The sequence below is a fragment of the Variovorax sp. Varisp36 genome (assembly GCF_047304235.1).
In the GTDB taxonomy this organism is placed as follows: Bacteria; Pseudomonadota; Gammaproteobacteria; order Burkholderiales; family Burkholderiaceae_C; genus Variovorax.
In genome coordinates, this window is sequence record NZ_JBGLYU010000004.1 from 1 (window position 1) to 19,721 (window position 19,721).

17 protein-coding genes are annotated in these 19,721 nt (G+C 61.8%); 12 read left to right on the forward strand and 5 right to left on the reverse strand.

Annotation, left to right across the window (positions count from 1 at the left end):
* Positions 1-95 precede the first annotated feature (95 nt).
* Positions 96-245, reverse strand: a complete 150-nt coding sequence (locus ACCD11_RS03680) for a helix-turn-helix domain-containing protein (RefSeq protein ID WP_413312442.1) — start codon at positions 243-245, stop codon at positions 96-98.
* A gap of 138 nt (positions 246-383) precedes the next feature.
* Here ACCD11_RS03680 and ACCD11_RS03685 point away from each other — a divergent pair, with 138 nt between their 5' ends.
* The 7 genes from ACCD11_RS03685 to ACCD11_RS03715 all read left to right on the forward strand — a co-directional run bounded on the left by ACCD11_RS03685 (position 384) and on the right by ACCD11_RS03715 (position 6,430).
* A complete protein-coding gene (locus ACCD11_RS03685; protein ID WP_413312444.1) occupies positions 384-755 on the forward strand; it encodes a DsrE family protein in 372 nt (123 codons plus the stop codon).
* A gap of 30 nt (positions 756-785) precedes the next feature.
* Complete coding sequence (locus ACCD11_RS03690) at positions 786-1,709, forward strand: pyridoxamine 5'-phosphate oxidase family protein (RefSeq protein WP_413312446.1); 924 nt, start codon at positions 786-788, stop codon at positions 1,707-1,709.
* Positions 1,710-1,718: 9 nt separating this feature from the next.
* Entirely contained in the window at positions 1,719-2,630 is a 912-nt protein-coding gene (locus ACCD11_RS03695; RefSeq protein WP_413312448.1) for a PDR/VanB family oxidoreductase, read from the forward strand.
* 509 nt (positions 2,631-3,139) lie between these two features.
* On the forward strand, positions 3,140-4,012 hold the full coding sequence (gene yghU / locus ACCD11_RS03700; RefSeq protein ID WP_413312450.1) for a glutathione-dependent disulfide-bond oxidoreductase: 873 nt from the start codon (positions 3,140-3,142) through the stop codon (positions 4,010-4,012).
* 223 nt (positions 4,013-4,235) lie between these two features.
* Positions 4,236-4,850 (forward strand): glutathione transferase GstA, encoded by a 615-nt coding sequence (gene gstA / locus ACCD11_RS03705; RefSeq protein ID WP_413312451.1) that lies wholly within the window; start codon positions 4,236-4,238, stop codon positions 4,848-4,850.
* Positions 4,851-4,876: 26 nt separating this feature from the next.
* Complete coding sequence (locus ACCD11_RS03710) at positions 4,877-5,968, forward strand: alkene reductase (RefSeq protein WP_413312453.1); 1,092 nt, start codon at positions 4,877-4,879, stop codon at positions 5,966-5,968.
* Positions 5,969-6,085: 117 nt separating this feature from the next.
* Positions 6,086-6,430: a carboxymuconolactone decarboxylase family protein gene (locus tag ACCD11_RS03715; RefSeq protein WP_021004317.1), complete on the forward strand. Its 345-nt coding sequence runs from the start codon at positions 6,086-6,088 to the stop codon at positions 6,428-6,430.
* Between the two features lie 78 nt (positions 6,431-6,508).
* Here ACCD11_RS03715 and ACCD11_RS03720 read toward each other — a convergent pair whose 3' ends face one another.
* The 3 genes from ACCD11_RS03720 to ACCD11_RS03730 all read right to left on the reverse strand — a co-directional run bounded on the left by ACCD11_RS03720 (position 6,509) and on the right by ACCD11_RS03730 (position 10,099).
* Complete coding sequence (locus tag ACCD11_RS03720) at positions 6,509-7,417, reverse strand: LysR family transcriptional regulator (RefSeq protein WP_018907319.1); 909 nt, start codon at positions 7,415-7,417, stop codon at positions 6,509-6,511.
* A 65-nt stretch (positions 7,418-7,482) separates the two neighbouring features.
* Positions 7,483-8,871: a glutathione-disulfide reductase gene (gene gor, locus ACCD11_RS03725; protein WP_413312455.1), complete on the reverse strand. Its 1,389-nt coding sequence runs from the start codon at positions 8,869-8,871 to the stop codon at positions 7,483-7,485.
* A gap of 283 nt (positions 8,872-9,154) precedes the next feature.
* On the reverse strand, positions 9,155-10,099 hold the full coding sequence (locus ACCD11_RS03730; protein WP_413312457.1) for a LysR family transcriptional regulator: 945 nt from the start codon (positions 10,097-10,099) through the stop codon (positions 9,155-9,157).
* A gap of 207 nt (positions 10,100-10,306) precedes the next feature.
* Here ACCD11_RS03730 and ACCD11_RS03735 point away from each other — a divergent pair, with 207 nt between their 5' ends.
* The 5 genes from ACCD11_RS03735 (at position 10,307) to ACCD11_RS03755 (ending at position 18,378) form a co-directional block, all read left to right on the forward strand.
* The gene (locus ACCD11_RS03735; RefSeq protein ID WP_413312459.1) at positions 10,307-11,482 is read left to right on the forward strand and encodes an efflux RND transporter periplasmic adaptor subunit; all 1,176 of its coding nucleotides are present in this window, start codon (positions 10,307-10,309) and stop codon (positions 11,480-11,482) included.
* Entirely contained in the window at positions 11,479-14,685 is a 3,207-nt protein-coding gene (locus ACCD11_RS03740; RefSeq protein WP_413312461.1) for an efflux RND transporter permease subunit, read from the forward strand. The genes ACCD11_RS03735 and ACCD11_RS03740 overlap by 4 nt, the downstream gene beginning before the upstream one ends.
* Positions 14,682-16,199 carry an efflux transporter outer membrane subunit gene (locus ACCD11_RS03745; protein ID WP_413312463.1) on the forward strand — a complete coding sequence of 506 codons (1,518 nt, stop codon included), beginning with the start codon at positions 14,682-14,684 and terminating at the stop codon, positions 16,197-16,199. The genes ACCD11_RS03740 and ACCD11_RS03745 overlap by 4 nt, the downstream gene beginning before the upstream one ends.
* Positions 16,200-16,249: 50 nt before the next feature.
* On the forward strand, positions 16,250-17,485 hold the full coding sequence (locus tag ACCD11_RS03750) for an NADH:flavin oxidoreductase (RefSeq protein WP_413312465.1): 1,236 nt from the start codon (positions 16,250-16,252) through the stop codon (positions 17,483-17,485).
* A gap of 146 nt (positions 17,486-17,631) precedes the next feature.
* Positions 17,632-18,378, forward strand: coding sequence for an NYN domain-containing protein (locus ACCD11_RS03755; protein WP_413312467.1), 747 nt, complete (start codon positions 17,632-17,634; stop codon positions 18,376-18,378).
* On the opposite strand, the gene ACCD11_RS03760 is transcribed toward ACCD11_RS03755, so the two are convergent.
* Positions 18,364-19,233 carry a DUF2971 domain-containing protein gene (locus ACCD11_RS03760; RefSeq protein ID WP_413312468.1) on the reverse strand — a complete coding sequence of 290 codons (870 nt, stop codon included), beginning with the start codon at positions 19,231-19,233 and terminating at the stop codon, positions 18,364-18,366. The two genes, ACCD11_RS03755 and ACCD11_RS03760, sit on opposite strands and share 15 nt — an antisense overlap.
* Positions 19,234-19,721: the final 488 nt, after the last annotated feature.

The following is a 19,721-nucleotide window of genomic DNA, read 5'->3' on the forward strand; positions in this document are numbered from 1 at the left end:
TTTCTCTTTTTCCCCCATCGCCCTTCTCTTTTCCTTTGGTTTTTCTTGTTACACCCAACACCTTTTCATTAATATATCCCCGGGTGGGGGGGGTTTTAAAACCCCCCCCCGCCGAGGTGATTCTCCAGCGCGGCCAGCGTGCGAACGACGCTGGGCAGCGACTGAGATAGGGCTTCAGCGGCGCGGGTCAGATTCCCGCGCTCGGCAATGGCGATAAAGACTTCGATTGCATGCAGGAGATCCATGCGTCCCAGATTACTGCGCCTCGCGCAGTACTTAAATGGCTTTCCTGGCATTTATCTATTCCATCTGGAGCAATAAATTTGCCTTCGAGGCGGCACCTCATCTACCTCCAGTCATCGCCGCCATCGAAAGGAAACCCTGTGAAAACCATCATCGTTGTCTTCTCCGATCCCAAGTCCGGCAGTGAGGAGGCCCTGGGCCGCGTCTTCAACGCCCTGTTTCTCGCCTATGAGCTGAAGGAAAAGCAACGGGACTTCGATCTCGTCTTTCAAGGTGCGGGCGTTCGCTGGCCCGCAGAACTCGCGCAACCAGAGCATCCTGCCCATGCGCTCTACGAGGCCGTTTTGGATCGAATCGTGGCCTGTGGCGGCTGCGCCGACGTCTTCGGCGCCGCCGGCAGCCTTGCGCCGACGGGCATCAACCTTGTTCGCGACAAGTCGATCCCCGGCACGACCGGCGTGCTGGATCTGTCGCAACACCTCGACGCCGGCCACCGCCTCGTGACTTTCTAACGGCACGCGCTCGAGCTTCGGATCGACGACATGGACGACACCCTCTTTCATCCTGGCGAGCGGATGGTGCAGGAGCGGACCGGAGAGCGCGCCATCGCGCTGCTCAATGGGCGCAACATCTCTGCGCACATCCCGGCTGCCGCCAGCAACTTCGTCGCCCAGCAGCGGTGGTGTGTCATCGGCGCGGCCGACGAGGGCGGCTCCGTCAGTGCCAGTCTGTTGACCGGCGAGCCCGGCTTCGTGCAGACCGTAGACGAACTCGCCGGTCTGCGCATGGCGCTCGATGATCCACATGATCACTTGCGAGTTGCTGCGCCGATCGGCACGCTAGAAGCAGGCCAGTCGATCGCTGTGTTGCTCATCGACTTGCAGACGCGCAGGCGCTTGCGAGTGAACGGGCACGTCGCCTCGGTGTCGGCCAATTTGCTCGACGTGACGGTGGGGCAGGCCTTTCCGGTCTGCCCCCGGTACATCCAAAAGCGCGAGCCGGAATTCGACAGCCCCGATACCGCGTGGCCGCCGGCGCTGCCAGTGGCGGGCTCTGCACTTGACGGGGCGGTCGCGAAATGGATCACCGCCGCAGACACGCTGTTCATTGCGAGCCTTGGCCCGTCCGGCGAAGCCGACGTGTCGCATCGCGGCGGCCGGCCCGGTTTCGTGCAGATCGTCGGCAACGTGCTGCGTATTCCGGACTACAACGGCAACAGCATGTTCAATACGCTGGGCAACCTCGCCGTGGACTCGCGCTGCGGCCTTGTCATGCCCAATGAAGACGGGGTGCACCAACTGCAATTGAACGGGCGCGCACGGGTCTGCTTCGATGTGCTCGACGAGGCCGAATCGACCGGTGGCACGCGGCGGTGGATCGAATTCACCCTTGAGTCCTGGCGCATCTCCCCACTCAACCGACCGTTGCGCTGGCGCCTCATCGAGGCTTCGCCTTTCAATCCTTGAGCTATCAACGTGGAACCGCTTGAATTGATTGTCGTCGGCAAAGAGATGGTTGCTGCGGACACTGTCAAGCTGAGACTGCAGCGCGTCGATGGAGGGTCCCTGCCCGTTTCGCAGCCGGGCGCGCACGTCGTGCTGGACTTGGATGGCCGTGTGCGACGCTTCTCGCTCCTTGACGCCGACTCGGCGCCCACGCACTACGAGATCGGCGTGCTGCGCACGGCGAACAGCCTGGGCGGCACGCACTTCGTGCATGACCGGCTCATGGTGGGCGATCGCCTGAGCCTGCTGGCGGTAGCCAACGAGTTCGCGCTGGACACCGGAGCACCTCATGTTTTGCTGCTCGGCGGTGGCATCGGCATCACGCCATTGCTTAGCATGGCTCTTCGGCTCAGCGCCCAAGAACGCAGCTTCGCACTGCACCAGGTAGTCCGCGATTCGTCGAGGCAGTGGCCAAAACCGCCAAGCCTGCAGATGTCCGTTCACATCGGCCGTGCCGGCCTGGACCTGCGAAAGCTCCTTGCGGAGCAACCGGCGGGAGCGCATGTCTATGTCTGCGGCCCGACGAGCCTCACTGATGCGGTGCGCACAGCTTCCCGCGGACTCGGCTGGGAGACGCACCGCATCCACGCCGAGAGCTTCGGCATGGCTGCCGACGCGACGGACGCACCGCTGCGCGTGACGCTCACACAGTCAGGTTTGACATTGGACGTCGCCCCCGGTACGTCGTTGCTTGATGCGTTGCTTGCCGCGGGCGTTTGGACAAGCTACGAATGCCGCCGTGGCGTCTGCGGCTCGTGCCTCACAGAGGTCGTGCGAGGACAGCCCATCCACCGTGACACTCTTTCCCCCGGCCTGCGCGTCGGCGGAATGTGCACGTGCGTCTCTTGGGCCGTGGGCCCGGAACTTGAGCTCAGCCTGTAATCGCGAACTGCCGACCCCTGTCCTTCCGAAGAATGCGGCCTTGCGCGTTGTCCAGAGCGGCTCGGCACGGGGTTACCTCGCATACCAAGCGAATCCAGCGTTCGTGCAACCCGATGGCCGCACAGCCTGCACAAGACCAGCGCACCGAAATCGGAAGCAGTCTGGATCTCCGTTGGCACTGTTCCGCTGACTGAACGGTGAATTCGTCTTCAACTGGTTTATCAATTTAACCGACTCTGTAGAATTTTTTGCATGCGGTGAGAAACCAGTCAATCGGCTAACTATTCTTTAAAAAAGTATCTAAAAAGCTTGAGCATCGGGGATCTCACTTCCGCCATTGCTGTGCTCATGGTGGTCGACCCGGCAGTGCCGACAACGCAATTCGAGAGTGACGACGATCCTTCTGAGTAACGCAACGATCAAAGTATGCAAGTCACTAGATGCTCACCCATTGAATTCGCCACCTCGAACCGCCTAATTCCGGATACCTGTCTCACACGGAGCAACCGATGACCGATTCCATATTTCCAAATCAACCTTCCGACTATGTTCCAGCCAAAGTCTGGAGCCCGAAGAACTATGGCGGTACGTTCGGCAGCATCAATCGCCCGGTTTCCGGCGCGAGGTTCGAGAAGGAGTTGCCGGTCGGCAAGCATCCTCTGCAGCTGTACTCGCAGGGGACCCCGAACGGACAGAAGATCACAATCATGCTGGAGGAGCTTCTGGCGGCAGGGCATCGGGGCGCCGAATACGACGCGTGGCTGATCGATATCTTCAAAGGCGATCAATTCGGAAACGGCTTCGTGGACATCAATCCCAATGGCAAGATTCCGGCGCTCGTTGATCACTCCACGGATCCAGTCACGCGCGTCTTCGAGAGCGGTTCCATCCTCGTTCATCTTGCAGAACGATTCGGCGCATTCCTACCGACCGAAGGTCGGGCGCGGACGGAGACGTTCAACTGGTTGATGTGGCAGATGGGCTCGGCCCCCTTTGTCGGCGGAGGACTGGGCCACTTCTACGCCTATGCACCGCTAAAGATCGAGTATGCAATCGACCGTTACGCGATGGAGACCAAACGGCAACTGCATGTGCTGGACACGCATCTGGCCACGCACGAGTTCCTCGCTGGGGATCAGTACACGATCGCGGACATGGCGGTCTGGCCGTGGTATCCAGGCAGCCTCTATGGCGTCTACAACACGCACGAGTTCCTGGCCGTCGAGGAATACACGCATCTGCTGCGCTGGTACAGGGCGATAGCAACTCGCCCCGCAGTTGCGCGCGGCAGGGTCGTCAACCGCGTTTCCGGAGAGCCGGGCACCTTCCTTCGCGAACGCCACGACGCCAAGGACTTCGAGTCACTACAGCAGGGCGAATAGTCAGCGCGCCCAGCCCCAAGGCTGCACGACCACGCTCCCCGCACGCGTCGCGCGCCCTGGTCCGGGCTCTCAAAGATTCAACCGTGTCTCCCAGGGCGATGCCTTCGCCCTTGGAGCTGCCGCATGGACGTCCCCGCGGCGCACGCAAGCATCTAGGCAATTTTCCAGTCCAGCAAGCCGCTGTTAACGGCTGCGCTTTTCAACCACCAAGACTTTTTTAAGTATGAAACTGTATTACTCCCCCGGCTCTTGCGGGCTTGCTTCTCAAATCGCGTTGCGCGAGGCAGGACAGACGTACGACCTGATCAAGGTCGACTTCAAAACCAAGACGACGGTCGAAGGCGACTACTTCAAGGTATCGCCCAAGGGCTTCATCCCTGTGCTGAAGATGGACGACGGCGACCTGCTCACCGAGGGGGCGGTCATCCTGCAGTGGATCGCAGACAAGAACCCGGCCGCCAACCTTCTCCCACCGTTCGGAACCCGGGAGCGCTACACGGCGCTGGAGTGGCTCAATTTCGTGGCAAGCGATCTGCACAAGGGCATGGCCGTGATGTTTTCGCCATTCCTCGATGAAGTAACGAAGAAAAGATTTGCGGATGGCAACCTGACCAGCAAGTTCGAATACATCGACGAGCACCTGTCCCGGAACGACTACGTCCTGGGCGCGCAATTCTCGGTCGCCGATGCGTATCTCTACAACGTCCTGTCATGGCCGTCGCGGGTAAGGATCGACGTCACCGGCTATGCCTCCATCCAGAAGTTCATGGCACGCATGGAGCAACGGGCAAGTGTGCGCGCGGCTTTGCAAGCCGAAGGCCTGCTGGCGAACGACTGAAATCCAAGCCCTCCCGAGGAACCTTCATGCCGACACTTTTTGATCCCATCGCGCTGGGCGCGCTCAACGCGTCCAATCGCACCTTCATGGCGCCCCTGACCCGGGCGCGCGCCACCCGCGACCATGTGCCGACGCCGATCATGGCCGACTACTACGCGCAGCGCGCCACGGCCGGGTTGATCATCGGAGAGGCCACTGGCATTTCGCGCCAGGCCGTTGGCTGGCCCTATGCACCGGGACTGTGGTCCGCCGAGCAGGTCATGGCCTGGATGCCCGTCACGCAGGCGGTGCATGACAAAGGCGGGCTCATCTTCGCGCAGCTTTGGCACATGGGCCGCATGGCCCACTCGGCCGTGACGGGCCGTCAGCCTGTATCGGCCAGTGCCACGGCCATGCCGGGAGATGCGCACACCTATGAAGGCAAGATGCCGTTCGAAATCGCAAGACCGCTGGCGACTGAGGAAATCCCAAGCCTGATCTCCGACTACGTCAGCGCCGCAAGCAACGCCATGGCCGCGGGCTTCGACGGCGTTCAGATCCACGCCGCCAATGGCCAGTTGCTCGATCAATTCCTGCGGGACGGAACCAACGCCCGGACCGACGAATACGGCGGCAGCATCGACAACCGGGTGCGGTTGCTGCGCTTGGTCACGCAGGCCGTTGCAGACGAGGTGGGCGCCGATCGCACGGCCGTGCGCCTGTCGCCCAATGGCGAGAGCTACGGCGTGGACGACAGCAACCCGGCGCCGCTGTTCACCGCCGCGGCGGAGATGCTGAACGCTATCGGTATCGCCTTCCTGGAGTTGCGAGAGCCTGGCCCGGACGGGACATTTGGCGCAACCGACGTCCCCAGACTGTCGCCCCAGATTCGCAGGCATTTCAAGGGCGCCCTGGTGCTCAACAGCGACTACGACGTGGCGCGCGCCAAGGCCGACCTCGACACCGGCTTGGCCGATGCGATCAGCTTCGGACGTCCCTTCCTGGCCAACCCTGACCTGGTCTGGCGCCTGCGCCACGGCGCACCCCTAACCAAGGACGAGGTGGCGACCTACTACAGCCAGGGAGCTGAGGGCTACACCGACTACGAGACGCTGATGTGCAGCAAAGCCTTTGATTGAGCGACTGGCCGCTGCGCGCGCCATCCCGGCGTGATTTGGGACAGCGAAATTTCTTCCATTCCCGCCGGACGCCAGGTTGGCGCCGGCACCCACAACCCTAGAAAAGGAACAAGGATCATGATGCAAGATTGGAACGGCTACCGGACGTCCCTGCTGGAGCGCGTGGGCGATTTCGCCAAGCAAAGTCCCGACGTGATGCGCGGGATGGCGGCCCTGGACAACGCCGCCGCAAAAACTGGCCATCTGGAGCCCAAGATCCACGAACTGATCTCCCTGGCCGTCGCCGTCACCACGCGCTGCGACGGCTGCATCGCCGTGCATACCAAGAAGGCCGCGGAGGCTGGCGCCTCGCTCGAGGAAGTTTCCGAGGCACTGGGCGTGGCCATTGCGATGAACGCTGGAGCGGCGCTCACGTATTCGGCCCGCGTGGTCGAAACGTACCAGCAACTGCCCGGCAAGTAAGCCCCTGCAGGAAGCGCCTTTCGCTTCGTCCCCGGTGGCCGCAAGTTCTTGCCTGTGCCGGCGGGTGGCAGCCCTTCGTCAGCGCATGGTGGCGTGGTTCAAGAACAGTTGCGCTACCCACTCGACGAACACACGCACCTTGGCCGAAAGGTGGCGGTTCTGCGGATACACCACGTGGATCGGCAGTGGTTCGTTGGTCCAGTCGTCCAGGACGGATACGAGCCGCCCGTCTTTGAGCATTGGCGCCATCAGGAAGTCTGCCATCTGCACGATACCCAACCCGGCCAGCCCTGCAGCCGTGTACGCATAGCTGTCGCTCAATGCGATGTGACTGGACAAGGCGACCTGGATTTTCTCGCCGTCCTTCTTAAAGTACCAATCGAACATCTTGCCCGAACGTGCGGAGAAATAATTGACGCAGCTGTGGTGTACCAGATCGTTGGGATGCATGGGCCGGCCATGGCGTTTGAGGTAGGCCGGCGAGGCACAAGTGGTGTAGTGCATCGTGCCGACGCGGCGCGCGATCAGACTGGAATCGGTCAGGCGACGGCCTCCGCGAATCGCGCAATCTACCCCTTCCTCGACCAGGTCCACCTGCCGGTCGCTGCAACCCAGTTCGAGCCGGATGTCCGGATACCGCTCGACGAAGTCGGGAAGCGCGGGAATGATCACCTCGCTGGCCAGGCCGGTGGGGGCGTCGATACGCAGCCTTCCCGCGGGGCTGCCCCTTGTTTGAGACACGCAGTCCTCGGCTTCGCGCACCTCCGACAGAATGCGCATGCAGCGTTCGTAGAAGGCGGCGCCTTCAGCGGTGACGCTGACGTGCCGGGTGGTCCGGTTCAGAAGCTTGACCGACAGCGAACCTTCCAGCGACTGGATCAAGGTTGACACCGTCGCTTTGGGAAGTTTCATGTTCTCGGCCGCGCGGGTGAATCCGCCGGTGTCCACGACCTGGACAAACACTTCCATCGCCAAAAATTTGTTCATCCGTGGTCCTGAGCGAATCGGGTGAAAGCGGTCCGCGCCGCAAGGCGCACTCGAGCCATCAAGGTTCAAACGCGCACGCCGTCCCTGACGCGGTAGCTCGGCTGGTACATGGTCACGAGTTCCTCGGTTGCAGTGGGGTGGACAGCCATGGTCCGATCGAAGTCATCCTTCGTGGCCCCTGCCTTCAGGGAGATGCCGAGCAACTGCACCATCTCGCCGGCCTCGTGACCGAGGACGTGGGCGCCGACCACCTTGCGGCTTGCGGCGTCGACGATGAGCTTCATGAGCATCCTTTCCGTGCGGCCCGAGAGCGTCGCCTTCATCGGACGGAACTCGGCGCGATAGACCGCGATCTCGGAGTACTTTTTGGCGGCCTCTTCTTCCGACAGACCCGCGGTGCCGATCTCCGGCTGCGAAAAAACGGCCGTGGGAATCAGGTCGTGATCGGGCGAGGTCGGATTGTTCTTGTACTCGGTCTCGATGAAGCACATGGCTTCATGGATGGCGACGGGTGTCAGCTGCACCCGGTGGGTGACGTCTCCCAGCGCAAATATGTTGGGCACATTTGTGCGGGAGTAATCGTCCACGACGATCGCGCCAAGCCCATCCACCTTCACGCCGGCAGCTTCCAGGCCCAACCCCTGCGTGTTCGGCTCGCGGCCGAGCGCCAGCATGACGGTGTCGACCGAGATCGACTCGCCGCACATCGTCCTGACCAACAAACTGCCGTCAACCTTCTGTTCCACCTTCTCCATGACGTCGGTGAGAATGATGCGGATGCCCTTGTCGACCATGGCTTTGTGCAAGCCCTGGCGCAGGTCGTGATCGAAACGCGACAAGATTTCCTTGCCGCGGTAGATGAGCGTTACAGCCACACCAAGGCCGTGGAACACATTGGCGAACTCGACCGCGATGTAGCCGCCGCCGGCAATCAGTATCGAGCGCGGCAGTTGCGGAAGATCGAAAGCTTCGTTGGACGAGATGCACAGCTCATGGCCAGGGAGCGCTGCATGGGGGTTCGGCGTGCCGCCTGTGGCAATGACAATCGTGTCGGCGGTGACGGTCTGGCCGGTCTGCACCAGGCGCACGGTGTGCGCGTCGACCAACTCGGCGCGGCTGTCGATGATCCGGGCGCCGTTGCTCTCGAGCCCACGCCGGTACAAGCCTTCGAGTCTTTGGATTTCCTTGTCCTTGGCGGCAAGCAAGGTGCCCCAGTCGAACGCGGTCTCGCTGACTTTCCATCCGTACCCTGCAGCATCCTCGAAGTGCTCGCGATACTGGGAGGCGTACACGAAAAGCTTCTTGGGAACGCAGCCCCGAATGACGCAGGTGCCGCCGAACCGGTGCTCTTCCGCGATCGCGACACGTTTGCCCAGCGCGGCAGCAACACGCCCGGCCCTCACGCCGCCCGAGCCACCTCCGATCACGAACAGATCGTAGTCATACGCGGCCATGAGAGATTCCTTTTTTTGACTGACGCGCGAAGGCGCGCAAAGCGCCCTCTCGTCGAATTTCTTGGCGGTCTGGTGACCGACCCATGGGCTTCGCCGCGTCCTTTTCCCGCCAAGTGGCTTTGAGCGTCAAGCGACACAGCACCCACGACCTTGAGCGCGAATTCTGAGCATGTTCCAGAACTCGATAAAGACCCGGACGACGAATTGAATGTTCAGGCGACTGAACAACGGCGTGCACAACCAGCCGCATGACATATGAAAGCGAGCGTCAGGTATCCTGGGACTAAGCTTGCCATCGTGCGGACTCGTAGGAGTCGACCCGCCATCCGGCTTCCTCCCTGCGCACGACTTCTGCAACCCAGTCTGCGAACGCTCGCACGGTCGGGGACAACTGACGATTCTGGGGGTATAGGACCGAAAGCGGCACAGTCGGCGACGCGTAGTCGGCGAGCACCTGCCGAAGGCGGCCGCTCAGAAGGTAGGGCCGCACCATGTAGCTCCCCGCACGGATGAGCCCAAGGCCTTCGAGGCCGCATGTCACGTAGGCATCCGTATCGTTGACGATGAGACGTTCTCGCATCCTGACGCTGCGGTGCTCGCCATTCACCTCGAAATTCCAATCCAGGGTGCGCGCGGTGCGGCTGGACAGGTAGCCAACCGCCTCGTGGTTCGCCAAATCCTCCAGCGATTTTGGCGTGCCGTGACGGGCCAGGTATTCCGGCGAGGCGCAGGTCACCCATTCGAACGAGCCTATGCGCTTGGCAACGAGCGTGGCGGAGTCTTCGGGGGTCCCCGCTCGAATGACGCAATCAATGCCCTCCTGCACGAGCTCCACCGTGCGATCAGACGCCGTCAGCGTGAGTTCGACGTCCGGGAAACGAGTCTGGAAGTCCTTGATGCAAGGCAGGACGACCAAGCGCGCGAGCGAGAGCGTCATGTCGACTCGAAGGCAGCCGCGAGGCTGCCCGGCCCGTCCCGGGAAGCTCGACTCGACGCCTTCGATGTCCGCGAGCAACCGCTTGCAGTGCTCGAAGTACAGCGCTCCCTCCGGGGTCAGGCTGATGTGGCGCGTGGTCCGCTGCAGAAGTCGGGCGCCCAGGAACTTCTCCAGGTCCTTCAGGGCTCGCGTGACCCGAGACTTGGGCAGGAACAGGCTGTCCGCAGCACGAGTGAAGCTGTGCATTTCGACCACGCGGGCGAAGATCTGCATCGACTGGAGACGGTCCACGGGCTTCTCTCCTTGTAGGACGACTATTGCACGGTACGGAACTAGGTGTTGCTTGCACCGCGAGAAATACCATTTTTATCGTATTGGCAGGGGGCGACGACAAGTGATTGTTCCAACGGAGGCAACAAAGTAACCCAGGTTCCGGGCTCGATCTTCATGCGCCGCGCGCACAGACTGCAAACCGTTCAATTTTGTAGAGCACGTCGCATGAAAACCCTCAAGAAACAGCACCTGGCGGTCGTCACGACTGCCGTTGCGGTGGTCGTTGCTGGCAGCATGTTTTGGAAGCACGGTTCCGAAGCGCATGCTCAAGCCGCCGCCGCACTCCCCATCGTCAAGTACCGGCCAGCCTTGCAGCGCTCGGTGTCCGATGCGCAGGACTACACGGGGCGGATCGAAGCCGTGGACCTCGTCGACGTTCGCGCCAAGGTACCGGGCTCGCTGCTCGCGGTGCACTTCAAGCCGGGCCAGCATGTTCGCCAGGGTGACATTCTTTTCGTCATCGACCCAGCACCCTTCGAGACCCAGGTGCGCCAGGCGCAGGCCACCCTGGCAGGTGCCGAAGCACGGCAACGGCTGGCAGACACGGAGCGCGCCCGCGGACAGAGGCTGCTGGAATCGAATTCAATCGCGCGCAGGGAGTTCGACACGCTCGACAATGCGGCGCGCGAGGCTGCCGCGTCACTGAAGGGAGCGCAGGCCGCCCTCGCGCAGGCTCAACTGCAGCTCAGCTACACCCAGGTTCGCGCCCCTATTGCGGGACGGATCTCCCGGGCGGAAATCACGGCGGGCAATGTGGTGACGGCAGGCGGGGAAGCGACCCCGCTCACCAGGATCGTCTCTGACAGCAAGCTCTACGCATCCTTCAACGTGGACGAGCAGAGCTACCTCCAGATCATCGCCCCTTCGCTGAGGGCGGGCACGCAGCCTGTAGTGAAGATCGGTTTGGCCACCGACACCGACTTTCCCTACTCAGCATCCATCGAAGCGATCGACAACCAGATGGATGTCCGGTCGGGAACCGTGCGGGTTCGAGCACGCATCGACAAGGTGAATCCCGAGATGCTTCCTGGTCTGCGGGCACGCATCCGTCTGCAAGGCGGTGCGCCTTACGACGCCGTGTTGGTGGACGAGGCCGTCGTGGGCACCGACCAGGACCGGAAGTACGTTCTGGTCGTCAACGCAGAGAACAAGGTCGAACGCCGCGCCATCGACCTTGGCGTGCTGCAAGGAACACAGCGGGTCGTGCGCAGCGGGCTCGCGCCAGGTGCAAAGGTCATCGTGGACGGCTCTTTCCGCGCGTCCCCCGGCGCGTCAGTCTCGGCCGTCGCTGCAGAGGCCCCCGAGGCCTCCGCTGGCACCGCCAATGGAGGCCGGTCGTGAACATCTCGAAATTTTTCATCGACCGGCCGATCTTCGCGGCCGTCCTGTCGGCGTTGATTCTCCTTGCGGGCATCGTGGCGTCGTTCAACATGCCGGTGTCCGAATACCCGCAGGTCATTCCGCCGTCGGTCGTGGTGCACGCGCAATACCCTGGGGCCAACGCCAAGACCATTGCAGAAACAGTCGCGGCTCCGCTGGAGCAGTCTGTCAACGGTGTCGAGGACATGCTCTACATGGACTCGAAGGCCAGCGGCGATGGTCACCTGTACCTGACCGTGACCTTTAAGCTGGGAACCGATCCGGACAGGGCCCAGCAGTTGGTGCAGACCCGGGTCTCCCAAGCCCAGGCGCGACTGCCCGAGGACGTTCAGCGCCTGGGCGTGACGGCGGTCAAGAACCTGCCGATGATCACCATCGCCGTGCACATGGTGTCGCCGAAGGGGACCTACGACAACAACTACATCAGCAACTACGCCATCCTTCACGTGAAGGATCGTCTGGCCCGGATCACGGGAGTCGGCGACGTGGCGATCTGGGGCCCCGGCGGCTATGCCATGCGTGTCTGGCTGGATCCGGCCGCCCTGGCCGAGCGGGGACTGAGTGCGAGCGATGTCGCCAGCGCCATTCGACGCCAGAACATCCAGGCCGCTGTCGGAACGATCGGAAGTGCACCCACGTCCGCGGACACAGCCTTCCAACTCAACGTTAACGCCGACGGCCGGCTCAAGTCGCCCGATGAATTCAAGGCCATCGTCATCAAGTCCGATGCTCGTGGAGCGATCACGCGCCTGGGCGACGTGGCGCGCGTGGAACTCGGCGCAGAAGACTACGGCATCCGCGCCACGCTGGACAACTCGCCCGCCGTCGCCGTGACCGTGCAGGAATCACCTGGCGCGAACTCGCTTCAGATCTCCCGCGACGTGCACAAGGCCATGAAGGAGCTCGAGAAAGATTTCCCCGAAGACGTGGTTTATCGCATCGTCTATGAGCCGAGCCGCGCAGTCCAGTCCGGCATCGACGCCGTCATTGAAACTCTGCTGGAGTCGGTGGCGCTCGTGGTGCTGGTCGTGTTTCTCTTTCTGCAGACCTGGCGCGCTTCCATCATCCCGCTTATCGCGGTTCCCATTTCGATCGTCGGCACGTTCACCTTCCTGCTGCTGGCGGGCTACTCCATCAACACGCTGTCGCTGTTCGGCTTGGTGGTGGCCATCGGCATCGTGGTGGACGATGCCATTGTGGTCGTCGAGAACGTGGAGCGGAACATCGCACGCGGGCTCAGTCCCCGTGAGGCGACCTACCAGGCCATGCGCGAGGTCAGTGGGCCCATCATCGCCATCGCATTGACGCTGTCTGCGGTGTTTCTTCCGCTGGCCTTTCTCAGCGGACTGACAGGCGAGTTCTACAAGCAGTTCGCGGTGACCATCGCCATTTCCACGCTGATCTCGGCGGTGAACTCGCTCACGCTGTCTCCGGCGCTGTCGGCCTTGCTGCTGAAGGGACATGGCGATGCGCCAGACGCGGTGACCCGGGTAACGCAGAAGGTGTTCGGCCGCTTCTTCGGGCGCTTCAATCGCACCTTCGATCGCACCTCAGAGGCATATGGAGGAGGCGTCGGCCGTCTGCTGCGGCACAAGGGGGCGTTGCTCGTCGTGTACGCACTCTTGCTGGGGGGAACCTGGTGGCTTACCGATCATGTCCCGGGTGGGTTCGTTCCTGCACAGGACAAGGAGTACCTCGTGAGCCTGGCGCAACTGCCCGAGGGCTCGACGCTGGACCGCACCGAGGCGACCATGAACAAGATGAATGCCATGGCGCTCAAGCACCCTGCCGTCCTCGGAACATCGAGCTACAGCGGTCTTTCGATCAATGGGGTGACCAAGAGCTCGAGCACGGCGCTGACATTTGTCTTGCTCAAGCCGTTCAAGGAGCGAAAGGGGATCAGCGCCGACCAGGTCGCGGCCGACCTGGGCCGTGAGTTCGGCAGCATCGGACACGCCTTCACCGGGATCTTTCCACCACCGCCGGTCTACGGCCTCGGAACCCTGGGCGGCTTCAAGCTGCAGATCGAGGACCGAGCGGACCTGGGTTACGACGAGCTCTACAAGGCGACGCAAGCCTTCATCAAGAAGGCGTCCGAAGCGCCTGAGCTCGGCCCGCTCTTCTCGACTTACAACGTGAACGCACCCCAGCTCAAGGTGGACATCGACCGTGCGAAAGCACAGCAGCTGGGCGTGGATACGCCAGCGGCCTTCAGTGCGATGCAGTCGTTCCTTGGTTCCTACTACGTGAACGACTTCAACTTCCTGGGCCGCGTGTACCAAGTGCGCATGCAGGCCGATGGCCAGTTCCGCTCCAAGCCGGACGACATCGGGCAACTGCACGTTCGCAGCGAGTCCGGGCAGATGGTTCCGCTCGCGTCGTTCGCGAAGGTCAGCCAGACCTATGGCCCCGACCAGGTCACCCGTTACAACGGCTTCACGTCGGCCGACGTGGGCGGCAGCCCGGCGCCGGGCTACTCGTCGGACCAGGCAATGGAGGCCATCCAGCGGATTGCGGCTGCAACCTTGCCACCAGGGATGACGTTCGAATGGACCGACCTGACCTACCAGCAGATCATTGCCGGCAACAGCGCGGTCTGGATTCTTCCACTCTGCGTTCTCTTGGTGTTCTTCGTATTGGCGGCCCAGTACGAGAGCCTGACGCTGCCGCTGGCCATCATCCTCATCATTCCGATGAGCATCTTCTCCGCGCTGCTCGGTGTGTGGCTCACGAAGGGCGACAACAACATCTTCACCCAGATCGGACTCATCGTGCTTGTCGGCCTGGCGTCGAAGAACGCCATCCTAATCGTCGAGTTCGCGCGCGAGCTCGAGATGGCGGGGATGTCCACGTTGAAGGCCGTGATCGAGGCCTGCCGCTTGCGGCTGCGGCCCATCCTGATGACGTCGCTGGCCTTCATCATGGGCGTGATCCCTCTTGTTCTTTCGACAGGCGCAGGTGCAGAAATGCGCCAGGCGATGGGCATCTCGGTGTTCTTCGGAATGATCGGCGTCACGCTGTTCGGCCTGTTTCTCACCCCCCTCTTTTACGTGCTCGCCCGGGCGCTTGGCGGAGGAAGGCCGCTGCGATCTGCCGCGCATCATGAGGCGCCTGTGATCGCTCCGCATCACCTTGGAAATCAACAGCCGGAGGTTCAGGCATGACCCGCTCAACCCAAGCGATCCAGCAACTCTCCAGAAGTGCGCTTGCCTTGGCAGCAAGCCTGTTCCTGCTGTCCGCGTGCTCCCTCACGCCCGTCGAGAATCGTCCTGGCATCGACATTCCCGCGAACTTCGCCGAGTACGAGGCACGCACGGTCGCGCTCCAGCCCACAGAAGACCCAGGCCGGTGGCGGCCGGCTGAACCGGCAGACCAGCAGGCGCCATCTCCGTGGTGGGGAGTCTTCGGTGACCCTGTCCTTGTGCAGCTCGAGGAGGAGGCGCTCAAGGCGAATCCGGATGTGTCCATCGCGATGGCAAGGCTCAAACAGGCTCGCGCACTGATTTCGCAAAGCGAGTCAGCGCAGCTTCCCGAAGTGGGCGTAGGTTTCGGCCCCACTCGACAGCGCATCAGCGGCACAGCTGCGGGGCGCGGGGACGGTGCACCGGGAACTACGCAAACCTTGTGGCGCGGGCAGGTCTCCTTGGCATACGAAGCGGACATTTTTGGCCGGGTCTCGTCGGGGGTCGCTGCCGCACGGGCCGATGCGGCGCGGCAGCAGGCGCTGGCGCACCAGATGCTGCTGCTGGTCCAAGCCGACGTCGCAAAGACGTATTTCAGCCTGCGACAGTCCGAGGGCGAGCTTCGCCTGCTCCGGGACACCGTGAAGCTGAGACAAGACGCCATGTCGCTGTTGGAACGAAAGCTCGATGTGGGCGCTGTGGCCCCTTACGTCGTTGACCAGGTGAAGACTGAATTGTTCTCGGCCCGCTCGGAGCAACTGGCTGTCGAGCAGCAGCATGCCCTGGCCTTGCATGCCTTGGCGATCCTGCTGGGCAAGGTGCCTGCAGCGTTCGCCGTCGAGGCGCGGCCTCTGGACAACGTCATGGTCAAGCTTCCGCCAGGCATGCCCTCGACGTTGCTCGAGCGCAGGCCGGACATCGCAGCCGCCGAACGCGCCATGACCGCGGAGAACGCGCGCATCGGCGTTGCGAGGGCAGCATTCTTTCCGGCGCTCTCGCTGACGGGGTCCCTGGGCTACGAGTCGGCCGACCTGGGAAACCTGGCCAATTGGTCTCAACGCACGTTCCTGCTGGGTCCCCTGGTGGGGACAGTCCTCAGCATACCAATCTTCGATGGAGGAAGGCGAAGCGCCGAATTGGCCCGCGTGCGCGGCGTCTATGAGGAGAGGGTCGCCGAGTACCGCAAGACGGTGCTCCAGGCCTTCCGCGAGGTTGAGGACTCCCTAGTCTCGATAAGAACCCTTGACGAGCGAATCATCCTACAGCGGGGAGCAGAAGACGCATCGTCTGGCGTTGCGCGATCTGCCAAGGCGAGATTCGACGAAGGCGACATCGACTACCTGGTCGTGGTCGACGCCGAGCGCACTCGCCTGCGCAGCCGCCAGTTGCGCATCCAAGCCGAGGGTGAGCGAGCGCGCGCGACCGTTGATCTGGTCAAAGCGCTCGGCGGTGGCTGGGACCTCTCAAAAACCGAGAAGTCCGACATCAAAGGCTGATCCGACGGTGTCGCAGGAGCGGCCAAGGCTGCCTCCTTCCACACGGCCGCATGCCGAGCTCGATTTCGAAGGCATATGAAGCCTGCGCGTGCGAGCGATGGCATCCGCTGCGCTGGCAGTTCGAGCTCGGGTGTGGCTGGTCAAGGTCGTTGCCCGATCCCGATCTGCATTTCCTAACCATCTTTTGGAGCTTTCCTGTGTCTGTTTCTGATCTCTTCAAACCGCTCACTCTCCTGCACGGTCCGGCGATGAGGAATCGCTTCATGTTGGCGCCGCTGACCAACCAGCAAAGCGAGCTCGACGGCACTGCCTCCGTGTACGACCATTTCTGGATGGAGCAGCTGTCTCAAAGTGGCTATGCGTTGATCCAGACCTGTGCCACGACCGTAGAAGCGGGCGGCATTGCGTTTGCGCGGCAGTTGGGAATCCACAGCGATGACCACCTGCCGGGCCTGACGCGGATGGCCACAACCATTCGGAGTGGCGGTGGTCTGTCGGCGGTGCAACTGCACCACGCCGGCCACCGTGCCAACCCGCTGCTAGGGGGCATTCCAGCTCCTGCTTCGAGTGACACTTTGCCGGGCATTCAGGCGATCTCGACCGAAGTGGTGGAGCGGATCCGCGACAGCTTCATCGCCGCTGCGAAAAGGGCGCAACTGGCAGGGTTCGACGGCGTCGCGGTGCATGGCGCATTCGGTTGGATCCTTTCGGAGTTCATGTCGCCGTTCCTGAACGATCGCAAAGACAAATACGGCGGCAGCCTCGAGAACCGGGCTCGCCTGACCCTGGAGGTGATCGAAGGCATTCGCCGAGAATGCGGCCCTGATTTTCAGATTGGCTGGCGGCTGTCGATCGAGCGGTACGGGTTGCGCCTGGAGGAACTGCGCGAGGTCACCGCTTATATCTTCGATCGCGAGCTGATAGATTATCTTGACCTGGCCTTGTGGGACTCAGCTCAGGTCGTCAGAGAAGGGCCATTCCGCGGCAGGACCATGCTCAGTCTTTTCACAGAATTGCCTCGCAAGGGAGTTCGCCTGGGGACCGCCGGCAAGATCATGAGTGCCAAGCGTGCCGGCGAGTTGCTGGACGAGGGCTGCGACTTCGTGTTGATTGCCCGAGCCGGCATTCTTCAGCGGGACTTTCCCCTGCAGGTCATGGCCAATCCGACCTACGACAGTCCCGAGCTGCCCGTGCCGGCTGAGTACCTGCGCGAGCGCGGGCTGAGCGAGCGCTTTATCGACCATATGCGGGGATGGCAAACCTTTGTCCTGCACGGCTCGCAGTAGGTTTGGCTACGGTTGATTTTGCGTCGCGTGCTGGCAGCCTGTGAATAGCACTCGATAGAGACACTAGAACTTACGCAGCCAGATTTTCCACGACTAAGATTCGACGCGGCAGACATCGGTTACAGCGGCTTGAGCTTGACGGATGCATGACGTTGTCATCGTCATTGGCGCAAAATCTCGGCGAGGTTGATGCAGAACGCGCATCCCAATTTATCAACAGAAGGACGGCCTTGGCAAATACAGATTCCAACCGGCTGGCGGTTTTGATCGACGCCGACAACGCGTCCTCGTCGGTCATCCAGGAGTTGCTTGAGGAGGTCGCGAAGTACGGGACAGCGACGGTCAAGCGTGCCTACGGGGACTGGACGACTACCAATCTCACCGGCTGGAAAGCGCACCTGCATCGCCATGCGATCCAGCCAATCCAGCAGTTCACGTACACCCAAGGCAAGAACTCCACGGACTCGGCTTTCATCATCGATGCGATGGACCTGCTGTATGCCGGTAACCTGGACGGTTTCTGCATTGTCTCGAGTGACAGCGATTTCACTCGCTTGGCAACGCGCATGCGGGAAGCCGGGAAGGTGGTCTATGGCCTCGGCGAACGCAAGACCCCCGAACCGTTTATTGCCGCATGCGATAAGTTCGTCTTCTTTGAAGTACTGAAGAAACCGGCCGAGTCGGCCGCGACGCAGCCGGTGCTCGATGTTCCTGACCTAAAGGAACTCTTGCTTCACGCGATTCGAGAGACGGTCCGGGACAACGGCTGGACTCGCTTGGCCACCGTGGGGTCGTATATTGGCAAGAACCACACGTCGTTCGACTCACGAAACTACGGCTTCAAGAAACTCAGCGAGCTCATCAGGAAACAACCCTATCTAGCGGTAGGTTAAGCCGGACTTGGCAACGGTTGCCACGATTCCATTGCGCAGCAGCATTCGCTCCACCTGATCGACCGGAGTCACATGTTTCGGGCCCAATGTCACGCTCACGATCGCGGGGCCTGGCTGAGCGTCCAATCGTAGTTCCCTGAAAGCCACAATCTTGTCGTCGATGGCACGGTAACTGCAGGCTTCTTGCTCCTCGCTAGTGAGAAGCGCGAGCATCCGCCACTCACGCTCCTCGGCGAATCCGTCATTTTTGAACGTGTAGATCTTTCGCGTCCATGGACGGAGCTTGCGGTTCAGCGCGGCCTTGAGCTTTTCGCTGATCGATACGTGACCGTACTGCAGGTATCCCTGTGCCTCTTCTATTGCATTGACTAGCGTCCTGAACGTCGGCCCGTATTCGTGCAACTGCTGTCCCTCGCCGTACTCGACTCGCTCTAGAGTGGCGAAATGCGCATCTGCTTCATCTGCAACAGAAATGCGTTTAAGAAAATCGGTCGAAAAGCCGATGGAAACCCCACGGCCTTGAGTCGCATAGCCCCGCCACTGGCTCAGGAGATCGCCCCGCTCAGATAGACAAAAGCCCAGCCCCTCGTTGGCCGCCATTACTTCATTCCAATGAGCCGTGAGGGATGCGATGACCGCAGGGTCCGTGCGGTTGGCCTGCCCTAACTTCTCCGTAAGCCGGAGTACCAATCGGCCCTCCTCGCTGTCATTAGACATGGACAGGGCCGACAGCCTGATGCTCTTGCCAGCCACGATGGCCATGAATGTCTCGGTGCTACAGTAATGATGCAAAGTCGCAGGTACGTGATCGGGCGCGAACTTGTCAAAAACCAGATCTACAGGGCCGTTTGCCATCCGGTTCTCCATACCCCGGGGGGCGTTGTTGTTGGGCGGTGCTCGACAATAATAGTGCGAGCGTCTTCCCTCGCCTGACGAGGCGTCCGTTCCACGGCCCTAGTGAAGCACGTCGCTGACAATGGGCTGGGGTAGGAGTTGCTGTTGGTGCCGAAGTAATACTGACCCACTGTGGGGCAGATCTAAATCGGCGTTGACAAGGAGTGGGAAGTGGCGACCACTCATGACCTAAGGGTGGGTCGTGTGCGGCGGTACGCAGCCGGCTCGATTCACTTGCCACAGCGCCGCCACTCTAAGCGGTCAGTCGAGAAATTTCGATCTTGGCCGAGACTTTCCGTCCGCTACAGCGGCAGAAAGGCGATATTCCCCTCTCGATCGGATTAGTTAGCGAAGGGCCGATTTCCGCAGCGGTGATGCGTCGCGCCCCCGACAAAAAAACGGTCGTCGGCGGCGCTCCACGCCACAGCGGATCGGAGTGCCGCACTAAC

Bases quoted from the DNA above. Each gene is read 5' to 3' on its own strand.
- ACCD11_RS03680 (WP_413312442.1), bottom strand. From the start codon at position 245: ATGGATCTCCTGCATGCAATCGAAGTCTTTATCGCCATTGCCGAGCGC.
- ACCD11_RS03690 (WP_413312446.1), top strand. From the start codon at position 786: ATGGACGACACCCTCTTTCATCCTGGCGAGCGGATGGTGCAGGAGCGG.
- yghU (WP_413312450.1), top strand. From the start codon at position 3,140: ATGACCGATTCCATATTTCCAAATCAACCTTCCGACTATGTTCCAGCC.
- gstA (WP_413312451.1), top strand. From the start codon at position 4,236: ATGAAACTGTATTACTCCCCCGGCTCTTGCGGGCTTGCTTCTCAAATC.
- ACCD11_RS03710 (WP_413312453.1), top strand. From the start codon at position 4,877: ATGCCGACACTTTTTGATCCCATCGCGCTGGGCGCGCTCAACGCGTCC.
- ACCD11_RS03715 (WP_021004317.1), top strand. From the start codon at position 6,086: ATGATGCAAGATTGGAACGGCTACCGGACGTCCCTGCTGGAGCGCGTG.
- ACCD11_RS03720 (WP_018907319.1), bottom strand. From the start codon at position 7,417: ATGAACAAATTTTTGGCGATGGAAGTGTTTGTCCAGGTCGTGGACACC.
- gor (WP_413312455.1), bottom strand. From the start codon at position 8,871: ATGGCCGCGTATGACTACGATCTGTTCGTGATCGGAGGTGGCTCGGGC.
- ACCD11_RS03735 (WP_413312459.1), top strand. From the start codon at position 10,307: ATGAAAACCCTCAAGAAACAGCACCTGGCGGTCGTCACGACTGCCGTT.
- ACCD11_RS03745 (WP_413312463.1), top strand. From the start codon at position 14,682: ATGACCCGCTCAACCCAAGCGATCCAGCAACTCTCCAGAAGTGCGCTT.
- ACCD11_RS03750 (WP_413312465.1), top strand. From the start codon at position 16,250: ATGCCGAGCTCGATTTCGAAGGCATATGAAGCCTGCGCGTGCGAGCGA.
- ACCD11_RS03755 (WP_413312467.1), top strand. From the start codon at position 17,632: ATGACGTTGTCATCGTCATTGGCGCAAAATCTCGGCGAGGTTGATGCA.
- ACCD11_RS03760 (WP_413312468.1), bottom strand. From the start codon at position 19,233: ATGGCAAACGGCCCTGTAGATCTGGTTTTTGACAAGTTCGCGCCCGAT.